This is a genomic window from Micromonospora cremea (assembly GCF_900143515.1).
Lineage (GTDB): Bacteria > Actinomycetota > Actinomycetes > Mycobacteriales > Micromonosporaceae > Micromonospora > Micromonospora cremea.
On record NZ_FSQT01000001.1, the window covers coordinates 1442643 to 1464809 of the forward strand.

Annotated in this window: 20 protein-coding genes; 14 read left to right on the top strand and 6 right to left on the bottom strand. The window is 69.2% G+C overall.

The window, feature by feature from the left end:
- The first annotated feature begins 87 nt into the window (after positions 1 to 87).
- Together BUS84_RS06505 and BUS84_RS06510 are read left to right on the top strand one after the other, a co-directional pair.
- Positions 88 to 1140, top strand: a complete 1053-nt coding sequence (locus BUS84_RS06505; RefSeq protein WP_074309627.1) for an LLM class F420-dependent oxidoreductase — start codon at positions 88 to 90, stop codon at positions 1138 to 1140.
- On the top strand, positions 1137 to 1973 hold the full coding sequence (locus BUS84_RS06510) for an undecaprenyl-diphosphate phosphatase (RefSeq protein WP_074309629.1): 837 nt from the start codon (positions 1137 to 1139) through the stop codon (positions 1971 to 1973). Before BUS84_RS06505 ends, BUS84_RS06510 begins: the two co-directional genes overlap by 4 nt.
- A gap of 312 nt (positions 1974 to 2285) precedes the next feature.
- On the opposite strand, the gene BUS84_RS06515 is transcribed toward BUS84_RS06510, so the two are convergent.
- On the bottom strand, positions 2286 to 2840 hold the full coding sequence (locus BUS84_RS06515) for a hypothetical protein (RefSeq protein ID WP_074309419.1): 555 nt from the start codon (positions 2838 to 2840) through the stop codon (positions 2286 to 2288).
- 1364 nt (positions 2841 to 4204) lie between these two features.
- Here BUS84_RS06515 and BUS84_RS06520 point away from each other — a divergent pair.
- The 4 genes from BUS84_RS06520 (at position 4205) to mshC (ending at position 7807) form a co-directional block, all read left to right on the top strand.
- Positions 4205 to 4909, top strand: a complete 705-nt coding sequence (locus BUS84_RS06520; protein ID WP_074309631.1) for an MSMEG_4193 family putative phosphomutase — start codon at positions 4205 to 4207, stop codon at positions 4907 to 4909.
- Between the two features lie 196 nt (positions 4910 to 5105).
- On the top strand, positions 5106 to 5687 hold the full coding sequence (locus BUS84_RS06525; RefSeq protein WP_074309633.1) for a DUF3090 domain-containing protein: 582 nt from the start codon (positions 5106 to 5108) through the stop codon (positions 5685 to 5687).
- Positions 5684 to 6502: an SCO1664 family protein gene (locus tag BUS84_RS06530; RefSeq protein WP_074309635.1), complete on the top strand. Its 819-nt coding sequence runs from the start codon at positions 5684 to 5686 to the stop codon at positions 6500 to 6502. Before BUS84_RS06525 ends, BUS84_RS06530 begins: the two co-directional genes overlap by 4 nt.
- Positions 6503 to 6568: 66 nt before the next feature.
- The gene (gene mshC, locus BUS84_RS06535) at positions 6569 to 7807 is read left to right on the top strand and encodes a cysteine--1-D-myo-inosityl 2-amino-2-deoxy-alpha-D-glucopyranoside ligase (RefSeq protein WP_074309637.1); all 1239 of its coding nucleotides are present in this window, start codon (positions 6569 to 6571) and stop codon (positions 7805 to 7807) included.
- A gap of 141 nt (positions 7808 to 7948) precedes the next feature.
- On the opposite strand, the gene BUS84_RS06540 is transcribed toward mshC, so the two are convergent.
- Complete coding sequence (locus tag BUS84_RS06540; RefSeq protein ID WP_074309638.1) at positions 7949 to 8740, bottom strand: GntR family transcriptional regulator; 792 nt, start codon at positions 8738 to 8740, stop codon at positions 7949 to 7951.
- 147 nt (positions 8741 to 8887) lie between these two features.
- On the bottom strand, positions 8888 to 9757 hold the full coding sequence (locus BUS84_RS06545) for a PAC2 family protein (protein ID WP_074309640.1): 870 nt from the start codon (positions 9755 to 9757) through the stop codon (positions 8888 to 8890).
- A 277-nt stretch (positions 9758 to 10034) separates the two neighbouring features.
- Between BUS84_RS06545 and metH the strand changes: the two genes are divergently transcribed.
- From metH to BUS84_RS06555, 3 genes are all read left to right on the top strand, one after another.
- On the top strand, positions 10035 to 13535 hold the full coding sequence (metH, locus tag BUS84_RS06550) for a methionine synthase (RefSeq protein ID WP_425293440.1): 3501 nt from the start codon (positions 10035 to 10037) through the stop codon (positions 13533 to 13535).
- A 263-nt stretch (positions 13536 to 13798) separates the two neighbouring features.
- Positions 13799 to 14251, top strand: a complete 453-nt coding sequence (locus BUS84_RS39635; protein ID WP_244298405.1) for a hypothetical protein — start codon at positions 13799 to 13801, stop codon at positions 14249 to 14251.
- A complete protein-coding gene (locus BUS84_RS06555; RefSeq protein WP_244298545.1) occupies positions 14163 to 14507 on the top strand; it encodes an NUDIX hydrolase in 345 nt (114 codons plus the stop codon). The genes BUS84_RS39635 and BUS84_RS06555 overlap by 89 nt, the downstream gene beginning before the upstream one ends.
- On the opposite strand, the gene BUS84_RS06560 is transcribed toward BUS84_RS06555, so the two are convergent.
- Both BUS84_RS06560 and BUS84_RS06565 read right to left on the bottom strand, forming a co-directional pair.
- Positions 14495 to 15061: an HD domain-containing protein gene (locus BUS84_RS06560; RefSeq protein WP_074309643.1), complete on the bottom strand. Its 567-nt coding sequence runs from the start codon at positions 15059 to 15061 to the stop codon at positions 14495 to 14497. The two genes, BUS84_RS06555 and BUS84_RS06560, sit on opposite strands and share 13 nt — an antisense overlap.
- 143 nt (positions 15062 to 15204) lie before the next feature.
- Positions 15205 to 16473: a low temperature requirement protein A gene (locus tag BUS84_RS06565; protein ID WP_244298406.1), complete on the bottom strand. Its 1269-nt coding sequence runs from the start codon at positions 16471 to 16473 to the stop codon at positions 15205 to 15207.
- Positions 16474 to 17483: 1010 nt separating this feature from the next.
- On the opposite strand from BUS84_RS06565, the gene BUS84_RS40570 reads away from it, so the two are divergent.
- From BUS84_RS40570 to BUS84_RS06585, 5 genes are all read left to right on the top strand, one after another.
- Complete coding sequence (locus tag BUS84_RS40570; protein WP_280175098.1) at positions 17484 to 17606, top strand: hypothetical protein; 123 nt, start codon at positions 17484 to 17486, stop codon at positions 17604 to 17606.
- The gene (gene mraY / locus BUS84_RS06570) at positions 17603 to 18706 is read left to right on the top strand and encodes a phospho-N-acetylmuramoyl-pentapeptide-transferase (RefSeq protein WP_074309647.1); all 1104 of its coding nucleotides are present in this window, start codon (positions 17603 to 17605) and stop codon (positions 18704 to 18706) included. Before BUS84_RS40570 ends, mraY begins: the two co-directional genes overlap by 4 nt.
- A 411-nt stretch (positions 18707 to 19117) precedes the next feature.
- Positions 19118 to 19378, top strand: coding sequence for a hypothetical protein (locus BUS84_RS06575; RefSeq protein ID WP_074309648.1), 261 nt, complete (start codon positions 19118 to 19120; stop codon positions 19376 to 19378).
- 218 nt (positions 19379 to 19596) lie between these two features.
- Positions 19597 to 20235, top strand: a complete 639-nt coding sequence (locus BUS84_RS06580; protein WP_074309651.1) for a hypothetical protein — start codon at positions 19597 to 19599, stop codon at positions 20233 to 20235.
- A 205-nt stretch (positions 20236 to 20440) separates the two neighbouring features.
- Entirely contained in the window at positions 20441 to 21574 is a 1134-nt protein-coding gene (locus BUS84_RS06585) for a pentapeptide repeat-containing protein (RefSeq protein WP_084757261.1), read from the top strand.
- Positions 21575 to 21678: 104 nt separating this feature from the next.
- Here BUS84_RS06585 and BUS84_RS06590 read toward each other — a convergent pair whose 3' ends face one another.
- Positions 21679 to 22134, bottom strand: a complete 456-nt coding sequence (locus tag BUS84_RS06590; protein WP_074312218.1) for a VOC family protein — start codon at positions 22132 to 22134, stop codon at positions 21679 to 21681.
- Between the last annotated feature and the right edge of the window lie 33 nt (positions 22135 to 22167).

The following is a 22167-nucleotide window of genomic DNA, read 5'->3' on the forward strand; positions in this document are numbered from 1 at the left end:
TGGATCATAGGGGGCGAGCCGGTGATCGAGGCCGTAATCGCCATTGCGTAACCTGGTGCGACCTGTGCCACGGATGGGGGAGGACCAGTGCGACTCGGGCTCAGCCTCGGATACCAGACAGCGTGGAGCACGCCAGCGGACCACCTGGCGTTGGCCCAGGAAGCGGACCGGCTCGGCTACTCGGTGGTGTGGGCGGCGGAGGCCTACGGCTCCGACTCGCCCAGCATGCTCGCCTGGATGGCCGGCCAGACCGAACGGATCGACGTGGGCGCCGCGGTGATGCAGATCCCGGCCCGTACGCCGGCCGCCACCGCGATGACCGCCGCCACCATCGACGCGCTCTCCGGCGGCCGGTTCCGGCTCGGCCTGGGCGTCTCCGGCCCGCAGGTCTCCGAGGGCTGGCACGGGGTGCGCTTCGCCAAGCCCCTTGCCCGGACCCGCGAGTTCGTGGACATCGTCAAGCTGGCCATCTCCCGCAAGGAGGTGGCGTACGACGGCGAGCACTACACACTGCCGCTGCCGGACGGCCCCGGCAAGGCGCTGCGGCTGGGCTTCCACCCGCCCCGCGAGCACATTCCGATCTACCTGGCCGCGGTCGGCCCGAAGAACCTGGAGCTGGCCGGCGAGATCGCCGACGGCTGGCTGGCGGTGTTCTACGCCCCGGAGTTCGCCGCTGAGCAGCTCGCCTCGGTCAGCGCCGGGCGGGCCAAGGTCGGCAAGGAGCTGGCCGGCTTCGACGTGGTGCCCTCGGTGCCGGTGGTGGTCGGCGACGACGTGGCCTCCTGCGCGGAGTTGGTGCGCTGGTACGCCGCGCTCTACGTCGGCGGGATGGGCAGCCGGCAGCAGAACTTCTACAACCAGCTCGCCACCCGGATGGGTTACGGCGACGCCGCGCGAGAGGTGCAGGACCTGTACCTGGCCAAGCGGCAGCGCGACGCGGCCGCCGCGGTGCCGATGGAGTTCATCGACCGCACCTCACTGCTCGGCCCGAAGGAACGCATCGCCGAGCGGATGCGGGAGTACGCCGCCGCGGGCGTCACCACGCTGTCGGTGAGCCTGTTCGTGGCCGACCGGGACAGCGGTGTGCAGACCCTCCGTACCGTCGCCGAGGCGCTCGACCTTTCGGGAGTCGGCGAGTGACCTGGGTCGAGGCCATCGTCCTGGGCATCGTCCAGGGACTGACCGAGTTCCTTCCGGTCAGCTCGTCGGGGCATCTACGGATCACCTCGGCGATCTTCTTCGACCGCGACGCCGGCGCGTCGTTCACCGCGGTCACCCAGCTCGGCACCGAGGCCGCCGTGCTGATCTACTTCGCCAAGGACATCTGGCGGATCACCCGGACCTGGCTGGTCGGGCTGCGCGACCGCTCGGTGCGCTCCAGCCTCGACTACCGGATGGGCTGGTACGTGATCATCGGCTCGATCCCGATCGGGCTGTTCGGTTTCGTGTTCAAGGACCAGATCAAGACCGCCGGGCGAAACCTCTGGGTCGTGGCGACCACGCTGATCGTCTTCGCGTTCGTGCTGGCGTTCGCGGAGTACTGGGGACGGCAGACCCGCACCCTGGAGAACTTCCGCATGAAGGACGGCGTGGTGATGGGCTTCGCCCAGGCCATGGCGCTGATCCCGGGGGTGTCCCGCTCCGGGGGCACGCTCACCGCCGGGCTGCTGCTCAACCTGACCCGGGAGGCGGCGGCGCGGTACTCGTTCCTGTTGGCCATCCCGGCGGTGGTCATGTCCGGCGTGTTCAGCCTCGGGGACGTCTTCGAACCGTCCGCCCCGGGCACGTCCGCACCCACCGTCGCCCAGATGATCGTGGCCACGGCGATCGCCTTCGGCATCGGGTACGCGGCCATCGCCTGGCTGCTGCGCTACGTCGCCCACCACACCCTGTACGTCTTCGTGCTGTACCGGGTCGCACTGGGCACCCTGGTGCTCGCCCTGCTGCTGACCGGCACGATCAGCGCCACCTGAGCAACCGATCCGTCGACGGCCCGGACCGGGCACAGACAGCGCCGCCCCCGGCCGTGGGCCGGGGGCGGCGTTGGTGTCGGTGTGCAGGTCGCCTCTCGGCGAGTGGCGCGACGCGGCTCCAGCCAAACGGTATTCCGCGACGGCAATATCAGGTGAGGCCCGGGGACACTGAGTCACACCGACACTGTCCACAACCAGCCGACGCCCCACACCATTCCCTGGCCCGCACCCACCCTGATCTGTTCATGGATATGCCGCTGGCCGGCACCCCAGGTTCGGGGTGCCGGCCAGCGGTCGGTGTCATGCGGTGGGTCAGTTGTTCCAGTGGTGGGCGACCAGGTCGGTGGCCTGCTGTTCCCACTGGGCGTAGGCATCCGGGTAGGCCGAGACCTGCACGGTCTGCGCGGCGTCGGTCAACGCCATGTCCTGCCATCCGTCAACCTGCTTGAGGCCCTTGAGGAACGCGGTCGTGGAGTACTGCGGGTCGGTGATCTGCTCCGGGGTGCCCCAACCCGAGCTCGGGCGCTGCTGGAACAGGCCCAGCGAGTCGTGGTCGTTCATGTCGCCGAGGTGACCCAGGTTCTCCAGCTTCGACTCCTGCAGGCTGGTGGCGATCGAGATGACCGCGGCCCGCTCAGGCAGATCGGCCTTCTTCGTCGCGGCGATGATCGCCTTGACGTTCGCAATCTGCTCGTCGTTCAGGTTGATGTGCGACTGCGCGCCCTGCGCCTTGACCGTCTGCACCGCCACGGCGGCGGGCTTGCCGTCGACGGGGGCGGCGTGGGCGGCGATCGGGCCGGCGAAGACACCACCGGCGAACGCGAGACCAGCAACGGACAACATGCTCTTACGAATGATCGTGTTCATCAGGGGTGAGCTCCTTCAGGGGGTAGACACCCACCACCAGGGGGAACGGCGGTGTGGGTGCAAGCACCTCGTCCGGCGCTTTCAACACAGGGGAAAGTCTTGGGGGTTGGCGGCCGGCAAGCCGGGGGGCTTGTGGCGCCGGGTCCAGCGGCCTACGGGCGGGGGCCTCGTGGCGCCGGGACCGTGTGTAACGACCGCCGGGCCGGCGTCATTCCGGGGTTGGCCCATCCGTCGACACCCTGTAGATCAGGTGCTGGTGCGGTCGTTCAGGGAGTCTGCAACGACCGGGCACCCGCGGGCATTCCAACCCGGCCGGGCTGCCATCCCAACCCACAGGGGCGGGGTGGCGGGCCGGTGGTGCTGCGATCGTCAGGGTGTGTAACGACCCCCGGCCGGCCACGATTCCAGCCCACGGGTGCAGCCGGTCACAGGCCAGACACTCCGATATCGGACATCCGGCGCGAGATCGGCGAGTGTTCCAGCAGGCCGTCGCCCGAGGGCTCGGCTCGATCCGGAGAGGCTGTCCAATCGGCTGCCCCGGCGCCGGATGGGCCCGGTTCGGGGTTGATCGACTCGATATCGCCGATATCGGGGCATCCGATGGCCGCGGACACCGCAACATCCGCGAGGCCGAGTCGATCAACGCTGCGCGAAGGCGATCCGGGCGAGGTCGTCAACGAGCGGTATACCTCAGAGGCATATGTATGACTCACAGGTATATCGCTCACAACACCAACCGCCCGGAACGGTGGCCTGGCCACATCCACCGCAAGGACCGGGTCCGGGGGCCGCCAGCCGGATGCTCCCAGGCGCAGGGATCAGGGCCACGACGACCCCGACCGTGACTGGCAGAGGACGGCAAGCTCCTGGGGACGCCACAGCTCGCACCTGGCAAAGAAATCCGGGGCGGACGACGAACCGTATGGACTTATCGCACGTTTGCGCAGGTATTGGTGTGCGCACATCGATCCCCACCCGAAATGGGACTAAACCGCGCCTTGACGCAGGAATCCTTGACGCAGGAATCAGAGCGGATGGCGATCGCCGACCGGAGACGGCGCCGGCAACAACGCCCCGGGCAAGAAGGTCGTCCCGGAGTCGAGGGCTTGGCGGACCCGCGCAGGAATCGGACCGCACCGAACAACCTGCCGGGATGGGACGTGCCGGACCCCCGGGTCCGAACGGACGGCGACCACCGACGGGGTGGGGCCCGCCGTGCCCGGCGCAGGGATCAAGCCTGACCGCCCGGAGCCGGGCACGGCGGGCCCCACCCCGCCCCACACGGACCCGGCACCTCCAGTCAAACCCCCGCACCCGGGAGCCCGCGACGATCAAAGGCCTGGAGCAGGCCATAGGGTGGTCCCGTGGCGACCCTTCTGCTTCTGCGACACGGCCGGACCACCGCGAACGCGGACGGTGGGCTGGCCGGCCGCCAGCCCGTCGAGTTGGACGAGACGGGCCGGGCCCAGGCGACCGCGGTGGGGGAGCGGCTGCGGGGGGTGCCGCTCGCGGCGGTGGTGACCAGTCCACTGATCCGCTGCCTGCAGACACTGGAGCTGGCGCTTCCGCAGGCCGCTCCGGTGGTCGAGGAGGGCTTGATCGAGTGCGACTACGGCAGCTGGGAGGGGCAGGCGCTGAAGAAGCTCGCCAAGGAGCCGCTCTGGCCGGTGGTCCAGCAGCACCCCAGCGCGGTGGTCTTCCCGGACGGGGAGGCGATGGCCGCGATGGCGGCGCGTGCGGTGGCGGCGGTGCGCTCGTGGGACGCCCGGGTGAGCGCCGAGCATGGGCCCGAGGCGGTCTGGCTGGCCTGCAGCCACGGTGATGTGATCAAGGCCATTGTGGCGGACGCGCTCGGCGTACACCTGGATCTTTTTCAGCGGATCGTGGCCGACCCGGCGTCGGTGACCGCGATCCGCTACACGCCGTTGCGGCCGTTCCTGATCCGGCTCAACGACACCGGCGGCGACCTCACCGCCCTGGTGCCGCCGCCGCGCAAGCGGCGTCGGCGGGCGACCCGCGCGGGTGATTCCGACGCGGCCGTCGGCGGTGGGGCCGGTGCGCCACGATGACCGTGGCCACGACGCCTCCGCCCACCCACCGCGCCGGCACAGGCCGGGTCACGGACCGTCCGTCTCGGGTGCCGGCAGGCGGCCGAGGGGCCGCCACGCCCGGGTGCAGCCACCGGTACGCCGGGCGCGCCGCCGCCGGGGCGATTCGGGTCGGTGGGGTGCGCGATGCCATGGCGGGCCGGATAGGGTCGTGGGTATGACCCACCAGGTGCACGCCTTCGAACCGCCGGAGCGGTTCGTCGCCGGGACCGTCGGCCCGCCGGGAGAGCGCACGTTCTTCCTGCAGGCTCGCGGCGGCGGCCGGCTGGTCAGCGTCGCGCTGGAGAAGGTCCAGGTGTCCCTGCTCGCCGAGAAGCTGGAGGAGCTACTCACCGAGGCGCAGCGGCGCTTCGGCGTGGACCTGCCCGAGCTGGCGCCGGTCGTGGGCGACAACGAGCCACTGGACACTCCGGTCGACGAGGAGTTCCGGGTAGGGACCCTCGGGCTGGCCTTCGACGTGGACACCGCGACCGTGGTGATCGAAGCGATCGCCGCGGGCGAGGTGGAAGCCGAAGTCGAGCTGGGCGACGAGGACGACGAGGACGACGAGGACGAGGACGACGAGCCGGACGAGGACCTCGACCGCCTCCGGGTCCGGCTCACCCCGCAGGCGACCCGCCAGTTCATCGAGCGGGCCCGGCGAGTGGTGAACGCGGGCCGGCCGCCGTGCCCGCTGTGCGGCCAGCCGTTGGACCCCGCCGGGCACCTCTGCCCGCGGCACAACGGTTACCACCGGTGACGTCGTCCGGCCTCCAGCCCCGCCAGGACGGCGACGCAGCGCTGCGGCTGTTGCGTGACGGCTCGCTCGACCTGGAAGGTCGGCTGGTCGACGCGTCGAACACGACCCTGCGCGGCATTCTGACGCTGGACGACGTCTCCGCCCGCTGTGTCTACAAGCCGGTCCGTGGCGAGCGCCCACTCTGGGACTTTCCGGACGGCACCCTCGCGGGCCGGGAGGTCTCGGCGTACCTGGTCTCCCGGGCCACCGGCTGGGACCTGGTGCCGCCCACGGTGCTCCGCGACGGCCCGTTCGGACCGGGCTCCTGCCAGCTCTGGATCGACGAGCCGGAGGACGCCGAGCCGCTGGTCGGGTTCGTGCCCGCCGAGGAGCTGCCGCCGCGCTGGTTTCCGATCGCCGCGGCCCGTGACGACGACGGCGCCGCGTACGCGCTGGCGCATGCCGACGACCCGCGGCTGGCCCGGCTCGCGGTGCTCGACGCGGTGATCAACAATGCCGACCGCAAGGGTGGCCACGTGCTGGTCGGCGCCGACGACCGGATCTACGGCGTGGACCACGGGGTGAGCTTCCACGTCGAGGACAAGCTGCGTACGGTGCTCTGGGGCTGGGCCGGGAAGCAGCTGCCGCCGGACGCCGTGGAGATGCTCGACGGGCTCGCCGGCCAGGTCGCCGGGGCGCTCGGCGAGGAGCTGGCCGACCACCTGACGATCAGCGAGATCGCCGAGCTGGCCGCCCGCATCGACGTGTTGCGGCAGACCTGCCGGTTCCCGCAGCCACCGGAGGACTGGCCGGCGGTGCCCTGGCCGCCCATGTGATCCACTGTCATTTTGATCACCCGTGGGGCGGCCCGGGGCGGTCCTGGGGCTGGCTAGGCTGAAGCCATGGAGTCTTGGGCGGGACACGAGGTGCCACGGCTGCCGGGCAGGGGCGAGCCGTTGGCGTTGTACGACTCGGCGCGGCAGAGCGTCCACCCGAGTGAGCCGGACGAAGCGGGAAGCATGTACGTCTGCGGCATCACCCCGTACGACGCCACGCACCTCGGCCACGCCGCCACCATGATCACCTTTGACCTGGTGCAGCGGATGTGGCGCGACGCCGGCCGTCCGGTGCGCTACGTGCAGAACGTCACCGACATCGACGACCCGCTGCTGGAGCGGGCCGCCCGTGACGGCGAGGACTGGGTGGTCCTGGCGATGCGCGAGACGGCGTTGTTCCGGGAGGACATGGAGGCGCTGCGGATCATCCCGCCGGCGCACTACGTGGGCGCGGTCGAGTCGATCCCGGACATCGCCGACAAGGTCGAGGTGCTGCTCAAGGACGGGGCCGCCTACCGGCTCGACGACGGCACCGGCGACGTCTACTTCGACGTCTCCGCCTCGCCCCGGTTCGGCTACGAGTCCAACCTGACCCGGGAGCAGATGCTAAAGATCTTCCCGGAGCGCGGCGGTGACCCGGACCGGGTCGGCAAGCGCGACCCGCTGGACCCGCTGCTGTGGCGCGGCGCCCGCGAGGGCGAGCCGTCCTGGCCGGGCGGGGAGCTGGGCCCCGGTCGCCCGGGTTGGCACATCGAGTGCGCGGTGATCGCGCTGAACCTGCTCGGCGACCGGATCGACGTGCAGGGCGGCGGCAACGACCTGCTGTTCCCGCATCACGAGGCGTCCGCCGCGCACGCCGAGCGGCTCACCGGCCAGGCGCCGTTCGCCGAGCACTACGTGCACGCCGGGATGATCGGCCTGGACGGCGAGAAGATGTCGAAGTCCCGCGGCAACCTGGTCTTCGTGTCCCGGCTGCGCGCCGACAAGGTCGACCCGATGGCGGTCCGGCTGGCACTGATGTCCGGGCACTACCGCAGCGACCGCACGTGGACCGACGAGCTGCTGACCGCTGCTCAGGAGCGGCTGGCCCGCTGGCGCCGGGCCGCCGCGGCGCCCGCCGGGCCGTCCGGGGCCGAGCTGCTGGCCGGGGTGCGCGAGCGCCTCGCCGACGACCTCGACACCCCCGGCGCCCTGGCCGTGGCCGACCGCTGGGCCGACGCAACCCTCGCCGGCACCACGGATGACCCCGAAGCGCCCGCCCTCTTCGCGAACACGGTGGACGCCCTCCTAGGCATCCGCCTCTAACCCACCCAGCCCCGCCCTGCCCCTGCCCCTGCCCCCACCCCCGCCGTCACCCCGTTGATCATGAGGTTGGCGGGCGATTCGATCTCTGTCGGACCCGTCAACCCCATGATCGACAGGGTGGGCGGGGGTCGGCGGGGCGGGTTAGCCCAGGACCAGGCCGGGGTCGGGGGTCGGGTCCGGGGTTGGGCCGGGGATCTTGTACTCCTCGGTGAGGGTGGTCATCGGGCCGGGCCAGGTGGCCTGGGCCACCTCGATCGGCTTGCGGTGGGCGTCGTACGCGACGTGCAGCAGGTGCAGCACCGGGGTGTCAGGCCGGATCTGAAGGGTCTCGGCCTCCTCCCGGCTGGGCTGGCGCGCGCTGATCGTGTCGGTGGCCGAGACGTACCGCCGTCCGGTGGCTTCCTCGGCCTCCTGGTAGAGCGGCCGACCGAACGCCTCGGCGCGCTCCAGCGACGTGCCGGCGGTGTCGGTGGGCAGGAACCAGGAGGCGCCCACCTCGACGGGAGAGTCGTCGGTGCGGACCAGGTGCCGGCGGCAGAGCAGGTCGGTGCCGTCGGGCACCCCGAACGCGTCGGCGACCTCGGCCGGGGCGGGGGAGCGGCCGACCGAGACGAGCTGTTGCCGGTACCTGGCGGCCAGGTCGGTGTGGTAGCCGCGGAAGCCGCCGTACCGGCCGCGGGAGAGCCGGTTGAGCCGGCGGCGGGTGCCGCGGACGTACGTACCGGAGCCAGGTTTGGTGATCAGGATGCCCTCGACCCGCAGCTGGTCGACGGCGCGTTGCACGGTCTGCTTGGCGACGCCGAACATCTCGGCGATGGCCGGGATGGACGGCAGCCGCTCGCCGGGGGCCCAGTCGCCGCGGCGGACCTGGGCCTTGAGCTGCGCGGCGATCTGCCGGTGCGGGAACTCGGCGGCCCCGGGGTTGATCTGCATACCCGCCTCCTTGATCACAGCTAGGTTCCTAGGATGCAGTAGTGGGTGTGACCTCGCCACCCCGGACACGCGGAAACGCGCCACCGAGCACGAAAAAGGGGCCCCGGACACGAGGTCCGGGGCCCGCAGGAAACGGGGTGACGGGCGTTACCAGGAGCCGGCGGTGGGGCCGGCCGAACCGCCCCGACGGCGCAGGTACTTCTCGAACTCCTGGGCGATCTCGTCACCGGTCAGCGGGGTGATCCCCTCGTCGCCGACCCGCTCCTCCAGCTCGCGGACGTACTCGCCCAACTCGGCGTCCTGCTCGGCGGCGCTGCGTACGCGCTGCTCCCACTCGGCAGACTCCTCGGCCAGGTCGGCCATCGGCACCGGCAGGTCGAGAACCTCCTCGACGCGGTGCAGCAGGGCGACGGTGGCCTTGGGGCAGGGCGGGTTGTTGGCGTAGTGCGGCACGTGCACCCAGAACGAGACGGCGTCCACCTCGGCGCGGGCGCACGCGTCGTGCAGCACGCCGACGATGCCGGTCGGCCCGTCGTACCGGGTCGGGGTGAGCTGGTAGCGCTCGGCGGCCTGCGCGTCGGAGGCGCTGCCGCTGATCGGCAGCGGCCGGGTGTACGGCACGTCGGCGAGCAACGCGCCGAGCAGCACGATCCGCTCCACCTCGAGGCTGTGGCAGATCTCCAGCACCTGCTCGCAGAACGTCCGCCAGCGCATGCTCGGCTCGATGCCCCGGATCAGCACCACGTCCCGCTCGGTGCCCTCCGGGCTGGCCACCATGAACCGCGTCGTGGGCCACTCCACGCGGCGGGTCTCCCCGTCGGCCATCGTGATGGTCGGTCGGCTGACCTGGAAGTCGTAGAAGTCCTCCGGGTCCAGCTCGCTGACCTGCCGGGCGTTCCAGACCTGCTCCAGGTGCTCGACCGCCGCGGTGGAGGCGTCGGCGGCGTCGTTCCAGCCCTCGAACGCGGCGATGGCCACCGGGGACCGCAGCACCGGCAGTCCGTCGAACTCGGTCACGCCGTCACCTCACCCTGCTCGTCGCGGTCGACGCCGGGGCCGCGCCCGGTCGTCGGGCCGGGGGGCACGGTGGCGTCCCTGTTGTCCTTCACGTCCGTCAGCCTACGTGCCGGGCCGGGGTGCGGCCCGTCGGCCGCGCCGGTCGGCCCGACCCACGACCACGCATACGACGACGAACCGGACAACGTGATCCCGGTGACACAATATGGGATCGGGCGCGGACGGCGGTGGAGTGCGATGGCCGTCGCACTAACCTGAACGGGTGCGGACTTCGTTGATGGATGTGCTGGCCGACCGGATCCTCATCGCCGACGGGGCGATGGGCACGATGCTGCATGCCGCGGACCTCACGCTCGACGACTTCGACGGGCTGGAGGGGTGCAACGAGATCCTCAACGTCACCCGGCCGGACGTGGTGCGCGGCGTGCACGACGCCTACCTGACCGCCGGCGCGGACTGCGTGGAGACCAACACGTTTGGCGCCAACCTGGCCAACCTCGGCGAGTACGACATCCCGCACCGCATCCGGGAGCTGTCCGAGGCGGGGGCCCGGATCGCCCGGGAGGCCGCCGACGCGGCCAGCACCCCGCAGCGGCCCCGGTTCGTACTCGGCTCGATCGGGCCGGGCACCAAGCTGCCCACCCTCGGGCACGCCGACTACGCGACCCTGCGCGACGCGTACCAGGAGAACGCCGCCGGGCTGATCGTCGGCGGGTCGGACGCGCTGATCATCGAGACCTGCCAGGACCTGCTCCAGGTCAAGGCCGCGGTGGTGGGGTCGAAGCGGGCGATGGCCGAGCTGGGCCAGCCGGTGCCGATCATCTGCCACGTCGCCGTGGAGACCACCGGCACGATGCTGGTGGGCAGCGAGATCGGCGCGGCGCTGGCGGCGATCGAGCCGCTCGGGGTGGACCTGATCGGGCTGAACTGCTCCACCGGCCCGGCGGAGATGAGCGAGCACCTGCGGTACCTGTCGCAGCACTCCCGCATCCCCGTGTCGGTGATGCCGAACGCGGGCCTGCCGGTGCTGACCGCCGACGGGGCGTACTTCCCGCTGACTCCCGTGGAGCTGGCCGACGCGCTGGAGCGGTTCATCACCGAGTACGGCGTGGGCCTGGTCGGCGGCTGCTGCGGCACCACCCCGGAACACATCCAGGTGCTGGCTGAGCGGCTGCACGGTGTCACCGCCGCGTCCCGTGAGCCGCGGCACGAGGCGGGCGTCTCCTCGGTGTACCACCCGGTGCCGTTCGCCCAGGACGCCTCGGTGCTGATGGTGGGGGAGCGGACCAACGCCAACGGTTCCAAGGCGTTCCGGGAGGCGATGCTGGCGGGGGACTGGCGGGCCTGCGTGGAGATCGCCCGCAGCCAGGCGCGCGACGGCTCGCACCTGCTTGACCTCTGCGTGGACTACGTGGGCCGCGACGGCACCCAGGACATGCGGGAGCTGGCGGGCCGCTTCGCCACCGCGTCGACTCTGCCGATCATGCTGGACTCCACCGAGCCGGCCGTCGTCGAGGCCGGGCTGGAGAAGCTCGGCGGCCGGTGCGTCGTCAACTCGGTGAACTTCGAGGACGGCGACGGCCCCGACTCCCGGTACGCGCGGGTGATGCCGGTCGTGCGGGAGCACGGCGCGGCGGTGGTGGCGCTGCTCATCGACGAGGAGGGGCAGGCGCGTACCCGGGAGTGGAAGGTCCGGGTCGCGGCGCGGCTGATCGACGACCTGACCGGCCGCTGGGGGATGGACCGCGCCGACATTCTCATCGACGCGCTGACCTTCCCGATCGCCACCGGGCAGGAGGAGACCCGCCGCGACGGCCTCGAGACGATCGAGGCGATCCGGGAGATCGCCCGCCGCTACCCGGGAGTGAACTTCACCCTGGGCATCTCGAACATCTCGTTCGGCCTCAACCCGGCGGCCCGGCAGGTGCTCAACTCGGTGTTCCTGCACGAGTGTGTGCAGGCCGGGCTGACCTCGGCGATCGTGCACGCCAGCAAGATCCTGCCGATGTCGAAGATCCCCGAGGAGCAGCGCGAGGTCGCGCTGGACTTGGTCTACGACCGGCGCCGCGAGGGGTACGACCCGGTGCAGCGCTTCCTCGAACTCTTCGAGGGGGTCGACGTGACCAGCGCGCGGGCGAGCCGGGCGCAGGAGTTGGCCGCGCTGCCGCTGGACGAGCGGCTCAAGCGGCGGATCATCGACGGTGAGCGCAACGGCCTGGAGGCCGACCTGGACGCCGCGATGACCGGCGGCCGGTCCCCGCTGTCGATCATCAACGACATCCTGCTGGATGGGATGAAGGTGGTCGGCGAGCTGTTCGGCTCCGGGCAGATGCAGCTGCCGTTCGTGCTCCAGTCCGCCGAGGTGATGAAGACCGCGGTGGCCTACCTGGAGCCGCACATGGAGACCACGGAGGACGGCGGCAAGGGCCGGATCGTGCTGGCCACCGTGCGCGGAGACGTGCACGACATCGGCAAGAACCTGGTCGACATCATTTTGTCCAACAACGGCTACGAGGTGGTGAACATCGGCATCAAGCAGCCGATCAGCGCCATCCTGGACGCCGCAGAGCAGCACCGGGCCGACGCGATCGGCATGTCCGGGCTGCTGGTCAAGAGCACCGTGATCATGAAGGAGAACCTGGCCGAGATGGCCACCCGCGGTGTCGCGGAGCGTTGGCCGGTGCTGCTGGGCGGGGCGGCGCTCACCCGGGCGTACGTCGAGGACGACCTGCGCTCGACGTTCCCGGGGCAGGTGCACTACGCGCGGGACGCGTTCGAGGGGCTCTCCCTGATGGACCGGGTGATGACCGCCAAGCGCGGCGGCGCGCCGGTGGTCGACCCGGAGCGGGAGGCGGCGCTGGCGGCCCGGCGGGCGCGCCGGGAGCGGCAGCGCACGGTGGTCACCGAGTCGCTGCCGGAGCTGCACGACTCGTCGGTCCGCTCCGACGTGGCCGCGGACGTGGCGGTGCCCACCCCGCCGTTCCTGGGCACCCGGGTGGTCAAGGGCGTGCCGATGGCCGACTACGCGGCGCTGCTCGACGAGCGGGCCACCTTCCTCGGGCAGTGGGGGCTGCGCGGCGCCCGGGGCGGCGGCGGTCCGTCCTATGAGGAGCTGGTGGAGACCGAGGGCCGGCCGCGCCTGCGCTACTGGCTGGACCGGCTGATCGCCGACCAGGTGCTGGAGGCGGCCGTCGTGTACGGCTACTTCCCGGCGTACTCCGAGGGCAACGACCTGGTGGTGCTGGACGAGAACGGGCACGCCGAGCGGGCCCGGTTCTCCTTCCCCCGGCAGCGGCAGGAGCGGCGGCTCTGCCTGGCGGACTTCTTCCGGCCCAAGGGCGACCAGCTCGACGTGGTCGCGCTGCAACTGGTCACCGTCGGTCAGCCGGTCAGCGAGTACGCGGCGAAGCTGTTCGCCCGCAACGAGTACCGCGACTACCTGGAGGTGCACGGCCTCTCCGTGCAGCTCACCGAGGCCCTCGCCGAGTACTGGCACCGGCGCATCCGCACCGAGCTGACCCTGCCCGACGGCCGCACGCTCGCCGAGGACGATCCGGCGGACCTGGCGGGCCTGCTGCGCAACGACTACCGGGGCTGCCGGTACGCGTTCGGCTACCCGGCCTGCCCGGACCTGGAGGACCGGGCGAAGATCGTGCAGCTGCTCGGGTCGGAGCGGATCGGCGTGGAGCTGTCCGAGGAGTTCCAGCTGATGCCCGAGCAGGCCACCGACGCGATTGTGGTCCACCACCCGGAGGCGAGCTACTTCAACGCCAAGTAGCCGGCACAGGTGCCCTGACCTGCACCTCAGGTCGGCCGGAGAGCCGTTGAACCATGATCATGCCGTCTCCAGGCCGTCAACGGCTTCCGGGCCGTCCTCGGCCGCGCGGTCCTCAGCGAACGCGCGGTCGATGGCTCGGCGAGTCCGGTCCTCGCTGGTCGGCATGAATGCGTCCCTAGTTGTCCCTTGAGGAGGGCTAATGCCCAAACGACCGGCTCCGCGATGCCATCCTGCGCAACGGTCTGACGCCGGTCGGCGTCGCGGTGACGATTCTGATCGGGGACCCGACAAGCGAGGCAATCGAGCGGAAGAGCGTCGAGGAGGGTGCGCCGGGTGTGATGGCGGCAAAGATCCGTCAGGTTCAGCAGTACTACAAACGGCTTGACGGTGCGCCCGGAGTGAAGGTCCGTTACCACGACACGACGCTGTACAACTCGATCTATCGCTTTGATGACGAGATGTTGGTGAACATGCATGTGCTCGGGTTTCCGGCGCCACATGCGCCCGTGATGCACCTGCGCAGGCTCAACGGAGGGGACCTGTTCGGCACGTACGCCGACAGCTTCGACCGGGTCTTGGCTGTCTCGGCCATTCAGCCACGCGGCGAGGTGGCAGCCCGACAACGGCCTGTGGTCGCTGCCCGGTGGCGGCCAGGAGATCGGCGAGTCGGTCGCAGAGACGGCAGTCCGGGAGACTCACGAGGAGACCGGCATTAGCGTCGAGGTGTCCGGGATGGTTGGTGTCTACTCCGACCCCGGTCACGTCATCGAGTACTCAGACGGCGAGGTACGGCAGCAGTTCTCGCTTTGCTTCAGTGCCGTACCGGTCAGCGGCATACCGACCCCGAGCGACGAGTCACATGACGTCCGGTGGGTGGCCCGCGACGAGCTGGACGCGCTCGACATCCACCCGTCGACCCTGCTCCGCATCACTCACGGCTACGAGGATCGCCCGGAGCCCTATATCGGCTGACGGACGCTGTCGGCGAGCAGACGTTGAGTCCGTCGCACGGCAGCGACCATCTCCGGTTCCGCACGGCTGATGAATCGGGTCACCAGGTGCTCCGGGCCGTACCGTGATCGGATCTCTGCCAGCCGCTCCAGCACCTCGAAATCCTGGCCATCCGGCCCGGTCGTCATGTCCGAGCAGCACAGAGCGTCGGTCACCGCGGTTTCCTCCCGAGGGAACTCGGCAGCCAGTACCTCGCCAAGCCCGCGCTCCTCGGCTTCCAGCCAAGCGCAGGAGTGATGAGCCACTAGGGCGGCAATCCGCGTGTTGAAGCGCTGACGGCACAGCCAGCGGCCACCATCCAACGAGTGGAAGCCGGTATCGACCAGGTCGGGGCTGTAGCCCACATCGTGTAGCCACGCCGACGCTACAAGTACCTCGCGATCCTCGGCCGGAACGGCGGCGCTGATCCTGTCCGCCTTGGCGGCGACCGCCTGGACGTGACTCCATCGACGGGGCAACGGCGTCTCCAACAGGTGTCGCGCAACTTCCCGAGCGGTGTCGACGAGGGCGGCCATGTCGCCAGGGTACGGAGCGAACCAGCCTGCTCGCCATCCCGTGGACAGTGGGCCGACTGGGCGAGGGCGGCCGGGCTGCCGGCGATGCCGGGTCTCAAGACGTCCGTGACAGATCGGTCTCGGGACGTGGGTGACACTTCCGGCTAGCCGGGTCGTGACGGCAGCTCGCGTGGGTGTCGTCGTGCGCGCATCGCGTCAGCTACGGCGACTCCTGCCAGGACGACGACGGCGGCGGTGGCGATGCCTAGCGGCGGCACCAGGATCATCACTGGGGAGATGACGACGAGGACGAGGACCCCGATCGGCCGATCCCAGGACACACGGCGGAACACCGCATACTCGAAGAGGGCACGTCCGGCGAGGAACAGTGCGGGCCCGCCGAGGATCACGGCGATCCAGGCCGGCTGTGTGTGTCCGAACGGGTGCACGATGACAAGCTCGTCGCCGACGGCGATCGCCACGATGCCGGCGATCATGGCGAGGTGGGAGTACGCCCCCGGGATGCCCACGCGGAGTGGGTCAGGGGCGGCTGCCAGGGCCATGTCATACAGTTCACCCGCGCGGTAGATGTAGATCCGCCACAGCAGCACGATCGTGGCGAACGCCACTACGACCGCAGCGCTCCGGTCGGTCTCGAAACCGCCGTTGCCGAAGGCCAGCCCCGTCGCCAGGATCAACTCGCCGAGCGCGATGATGAAGAACTGCCGGTAGCGCTCTCCCAGGTGCTCGCCGGAGATCGCGAACTCCGCTGCACGGGCGCGGCCAAACCACGGTGTGGGGTAGCGCAGTGCGATCGCCGTGTACTCCACGGCCAGCGCGAGCGTCCATAGCACGGCACGCGCCGTACCGTGCGCGGCGGCTCCCGCGATCCACGGCACGGCAGATACGCCGAACCAGAAGAGCAGCCGCAAGTAGAAGGGGCGTACCTCGTCGTCACGCACGACGGCCACGATGAACACACTGCGGCCGACCTGAATGGCGACGTATGCACCTGCGAAGAACAGGCCTCGCTCGTGGAACGCCTCCGGGGCGGCGGCGGCCAGCAACAGAGTGCCGAACATCGTCGCGATGACCAGCAGCTGTATCGGCGCTCGTCGCGGGTCGAGTATGTCTGCTGCCCCCGCGGTATGGACCCAGACCCACCACAGGGCGAGCAGCAACACCAGCGTCTGGAAGGCGCCGCTCCAGGTCAGATGCTCCAGCAGCCCCTGCGAGACCCGGAAGAGCGCGAGGACGAACACCAGGTCGAAGAACAGTTCCAGGAACGTCGCTCGCTGTGGATCCTCGGGTCTCCGCCGCAGCCCCGCTGCACCACCCGTCATCGGCTCGCCCGCTTCTGCCGTTTCTGCCTGTCTTTGACGCAGTCGTACCACGACGCGGACTTCGCCGACGTGGATGTGCCGCGATGGCATTGGCTGGGGTTCGGCAGGCCCTGCTAACTCATGCGCCAGCGGTATAGGGGCGTGACTCCCGCCGGCCGTCGCCGCCGGTTCGCATCTGTTCGTCAACGTGGGGCCCAGGCGCGGGACCGGTGCTACAGGCGGCGGAATGTCACTCAGGTCCTGATACCGATCTGTCACGCAGGTCCCGAGACCGGACAGCCGGCTGCCGGCTGGGTGGTGAGAACTTTCTGTACGTCTTCAAGGCGGCCCGACAAGCGGGCCGCACGCGCCGCCGCCAGGGCGCGCGGCCCGGCCCCTCTGCGTTGCGCCAGGGCCGGACCACGCCGAACGCACGGCGGCTGGCGCGGACAGCGGGGAGCCCGAGCGGGCCGCAGCAGAACGACAGACCGTTGACGGGTGAGGGGTGGGCCGGCAGCCGGCCGGGCCGCGCGGCCACGAGCCGGCGCGGCGCAGGGCAGCGCACGCCGGCCGCGTCAGCGAGCTGGCGGCGGTCGCGGGGTCGCGGTTACTGCGCCTCCGGCGGGGGCGCTCCGGCTCCAGGATGGCCGGGGCACCGTCGGCGGGTCACGGTCCGCGGGTGGTTGCGGTAGACCATCCCGTCTGCCATCGACCCGGGCAAGCCGAGCAGACCCCCGCCCGACCCGCCAGCGCCCGAACGTGCGTCAAGGCCGTCTTGACGTGGCGGGCCGGGCGGCGGCCCGCTCCCCAGGAGGGCGGGTCGACGGCAGACGGGATGGTTTAGGCCTCCTGGGCAAGGCTCACTCGTATTCGGCCGCGCTGTCATACCTCACCCTGAACGCCATGACGCTCGGCCGTGTACCGCTCCTGGACAGATTGCGCCGCGCACCACAGTCGACAAGGGGTCGCGTCGTTTGGGCTATCTCCGCCGCTTCGGACACAAGTTGAACCTCGGGCCTGGCGCTGCAAGATGGTCGTCGGATTCGTGTTGGCGAGTTACGAACCACGGCGCTGTGAGGTCCAGGGCTGCTCCGCTCCGTCGGATGGCAAGCTCGTGCCTCATGATCGATGATTTCGCTAAGGACTATCTGCACGGCCAGCTCAGGTCGATACGTCAGGCGCTGATCTGGAAGCTCGGTGGGGACGCCGTGAGAAATCCGGATCTCGTGGAGGTTCGCCCGTGAGGGCGGTCATCGTCGCGGCCGCGGTCGCGTTCATCATCTCCCTGTTCGGCACGCCGGTGGCGATCCGCGTCTTCACCGCGCTCAAGGCCGGCCAGCCGATCCGATCCATCGGGCTTGCCAGCAACCAGGGCAAGAAGGGCACGCCCACGATGGGCGGCGTCGTCTTCATCGTGGCGACCGTCTTCGCCTACGTCGCCGGGCATATCGCCCTGACCACCGTGCCCGAGCGGCAGATCGCGGAGGAGGGGCCGACCATGACGGCCCTGGTGCTGCTCGGGCTGTTCGTCTTCTGCGGCGCGGTCGGCTTCTTCGACGACTTCCTCAAGGTGCGCCAGCGCAACTCCGACGGCCTGTCCGCCAAAGGCAAGCTGCTCGGCCAGGCGATCGTCGGCGGCGGGTTCGGCATCGCCGCTCTCTACGTGCCGAGCACCAACGGCCAGACCGTGGCCAGCGAGCACATCTCGCTCATCCGCGACATCAGCTGGCTGAACGTCGGCAAGGTCGGCGCGGTCATGGTCATCGTTTTCGTGATCATGGCGATGTCGAACGGCGTGAACCTCACCGACGGCCTCGACGGCCTGGCCACCGGCGCGTCGATCCTGGTGCTCGGCGCGTACGCGCTGATCGGGTTCTGGCAGTACCGGCACTGGTGCGCCGACGACGCGTACGCCCGCGTGAACGACTACTGCTACCAGGTCCGGGATCCCCTGGAGATCGCCATGATCGCGGCGGCGGCGGCCGGCGCCTGCGTGGGCTTCCTGTGGTGGAACACGTCCCCGGCGCGGATCTTCATGGGTGACGTGGGCTCGCTCGGGCTCGGCGCCCTGATCGGCGGGCTCGCGGTGGCAACTCGCACCACGCTGCTTTCGATCATGATCGGCGGGCTCTTCGTCATCATCACGACGACCTGGGTGATCCAGATCGTCTCGTTCCGGACCACCGGTAGACGGGTCTTCCGGATGGTGCCGTTGCACCACCACTTCGAGTTGGCCGGCTGGAGCGAGGTCAATATTGTGGTCCGGTTTTGGATCGTGGCCGGTGTCTGCGTGGCGGTCGGCCTGGGCCTGTTCTACTCGGATTTCTTGGCGGTCGTTGGATAAAGCCACGCGACAAGCCTGTGTCGTGCCACCGACGGTGATCCGCCGGGCAGGCTGGTTCCCCACCGGGGTGCCAGCGTCTGGCAGCAGCATTGCCTAAGCCGGTCGCGGCCAGACCCCTCGGTCGCTGTGTCAGCAAGAAGTCAGCAAGAGGTCTGGCGTCATCCATCACCGGCTTAGCGATAGGGGGATTTGAGGGCCAGCCTGACTGGGAGCCGTGCCCGATCCGTGCCCGATACAGCGGTCAACATCGGCCACGGGAGGTCCACCGGAGCGCTCGGTTGCCGCTTCCATCCTCCCTTGGCCAGGTGGCATGACGTCCATGGGCCCCGACTCAAACCGATTCCCAAGCTGACCGTCCCACGTGGGGGAACGGATACCGGTCCAGGCCCCTACGCCACTACGGTCTATGACGTGGAGGAGGACATCACGGGCATAGCCTGGCGGGCTCGCATACGAGCTGCGTGCTCGATTGAGCGCGACCGTGAAGCGCTCGCGCGCCTGGTTGACGAGGACCAGGACCCGGCCGAGATGTACTACTACGAGGCGGTCAGCGATCCAGACGCGCGGGCGATGAATCGGGCGCAGCGTTCCTACGCCGGCCAGTACGAGCGCAGGCTTCGGCGTTTCGACCCCCGACGTAGGTACGCCAAGAGCCCGGAGCTGGGTGACTAACCGAGTGACGATCGGTGAGCACATCGCCGGACAACCATGGACGCCAGCGGACCATCTCCGCAGTCCCTCGCTCCTATTGACGCTGGCACAGGCAACCCGGGAGTTCCTTCGGGACGAAGAAGTCGTGTGTTCGAATCCGGCCGCGCTGGGTCAGAAGACTGTCCTCTTTCAACGACAAGCATGGCCCGTCCCTTGTCACTCGGGTACTGGCGCTGCGCATGGTCACCCTGCATCATTTCGCCATGACTCTCTCTGCGGTCGTCACTCCGGTGGAACTACGGCCGCGCCGAATCTGGTTCATCATCGCGGCACTGGTCGCCGTCGGCGGCGTGTTGGCAGCGGCCGGCGTGATGCTGTTCGTTCTCCGCTCCGGGGGTGACCTGGGACAGCGCCTTACACCAGGTCAGGTGGTCACGGTGCACCTGTCGCCGGAAGAGGAGAAGATGGTGTGGGTCAAGGAGACCGGCCAGAGCGTCCCGGACGTCGGATGTGATACGTCACCGGTGGATGGTCAGGAGGTTCTCGAGTCTCGCGAGGTCCACCTGCTTTCCGAGAATGTCGAACTCAACGTCGACAACGAACGGTGGCGCGGCCTTCTCACGCTGTCCGCCGGGCCGGCCGGTAGGTACGAAGTGAGCTGCAGGACATCCGGGGTCGGCCCAGCACCGACCCTCTCGATCGGCGATCCACCACGGTTCTACGGTGCGCGCGATACGGCTCTCGGCAGCTTGGCGGCGTTCGGTCTGGCCAGTATCAGTGTGATCATCGGCGGGGTGCTGGCGGTTGTCGTGGCTGTCCGACGTGGCTTGCACCGGGTCCGCCTCCGTCAGCAGCGCACCGATGCAAATCACGGATGACATCCGAAGGAGCAGACCGGATCGAGCGTTACAGCCTGGACGGTCGCCGGCGTGCCCGATGCGTGCCCGACGTACTGGTTGACCCTCGGCTCCGTGCTGCGGACCAGATGCGGACCGGCCGCCGGAACGCCAGGGTGGGCCAGCCACGCCGCATGGAAGCATGTGCTGGCACCGACCACTTGAAAGACGGCTGTAGAGTTCACTCATGCAGATCGATCGGCGAGTAGCGGGGGCTATCGCTACGCTTGTTCGCTATGCCCGCCATTCCCGCAGGCTGTTGTCGCCGGCAGCATTCCTCGCGGTAGCTGCAACCGCTTTGACGATGGCAGTATGGCTCTTGCCAGAAGTTCTCACAAGAACCAATAGGACCATCAGCGCCAAAGATCTGCTGGACGCCAAAAACAACGTCCGAGTCACGCTGCTCCAAGCTATCGCTGGAATCGTTCTTGCTATCGGGCTTTACTTCACCTCCCGCACCCTAAAGTTGAATCACGAAGGCCAGATAACCGAGCGCTATGCAAAGGCAATCGAACTTCTAGGCAACGAGGCGATCGATGTCCGGGTGGGCGGAGTGTTCGCACTGGAGCGCTTAGCTCGGGACTCACAAGCGGATAGCGACACGATATGCGCGGTGTTGATTGCCTTCGTGAGCGAGCGAACGAGCGAGCCGGGGCGCTATGGGCGTGTCCCCCTAGAGGATCCCATCAACGCTGACGTTCAAGCCGCCTTGACGGTCCTGGGTCGTTGGCATTCTCCCATCCCTGACGGGATACGTCTACAAGGCTGTGGATTCAACCAGGCCAAGCTGTTCGGAAGCAGTTGGCCAAGAGCTCAATTCAACTACTGCAAACTGAACGGTGCCGGGTTCTCGGAAGCTGATTTGACAAACGCCGGCTTCTCCTGGACTCAGGTAACGGCAGGTGGGTTTCTGCGCGTAGAGGGCAGCGGGACGCATTTCGTCAGAAGCCGGGTTCAAGCTTGGTTTTGCGGAGCCGATCTCTCTGGTGCCGACTTCGCCTACGCCGATCTCCGAGGTGCGGACTTTGGAGAGCGCCGAGACGGAGACCCGATCGAGGGCAGACTTACCATCCCGGCCGCCAATTTAGACGGTGCGGACTTCACCAACGCCGACCTAGAAGGCACGATCTTCTGCGGCACCGACTTAAGTAACGCGCTCGGGATAAGTAGAGGGCAGTTCGCGAGGGCCATTACAAATGCCCGGACCGTCCCGCCTAAGCAATGGGCACCGGACCCCGTCTCGGTCGGTCCGGATGCAGACGTAGTGCCCTGGGACGCGAACGCCGACGGAGACTCAGAGAACATGCATCGGTCCGGCTGAGAACTTTAGTACTCCAACGTCACTTGGCGTCGGCGTTGGGCGTGGCGAAATCGACATGTGTGAGGCAGGCGGTAGGTGGTGTAGCAACGACGCGGCTTGTAATGTCACGAACGGACCTCGCGACCCGGCATGCGGGTAGTGACCTCCTGCAGCGTCCAGCCGTTTCCGTCCGGGTCCTGGAATGAGGCGTACGAGTTGTAGCTCTGACGTTCGGGGTCGGGGCCGGGTTGGCGCGTCTCGGGCCAGAAAGGGCTGCCGGGGCCGTGGTAGACCTCGGTGACGTCGACGCCCCGCTGGGCCAGCTCCTCCCGTGTGGCCACGACGTCGGAGGTCACTAGCTCTAGGTGCCGCATCGACCCCGGTGCAGCGGCTGTCGGCAGGCCTTTGCCGAACGCGATGGACGTATGGCCGTCACCAGTCGGGGTCAGTTGCACGACGCGGACGTCGTCGCCGACCTTGATGTCTGCGTCCAGTCGCCAGCCCAGGCGATCCCGGTAGAACTCCAGCGCCCTGTCGACATCCGAGACCGGGATCGTGACCACCTCAAGATTGACGTCCATCGTACCCACTCCTTGTCCGTCCTGTCTGCGGTG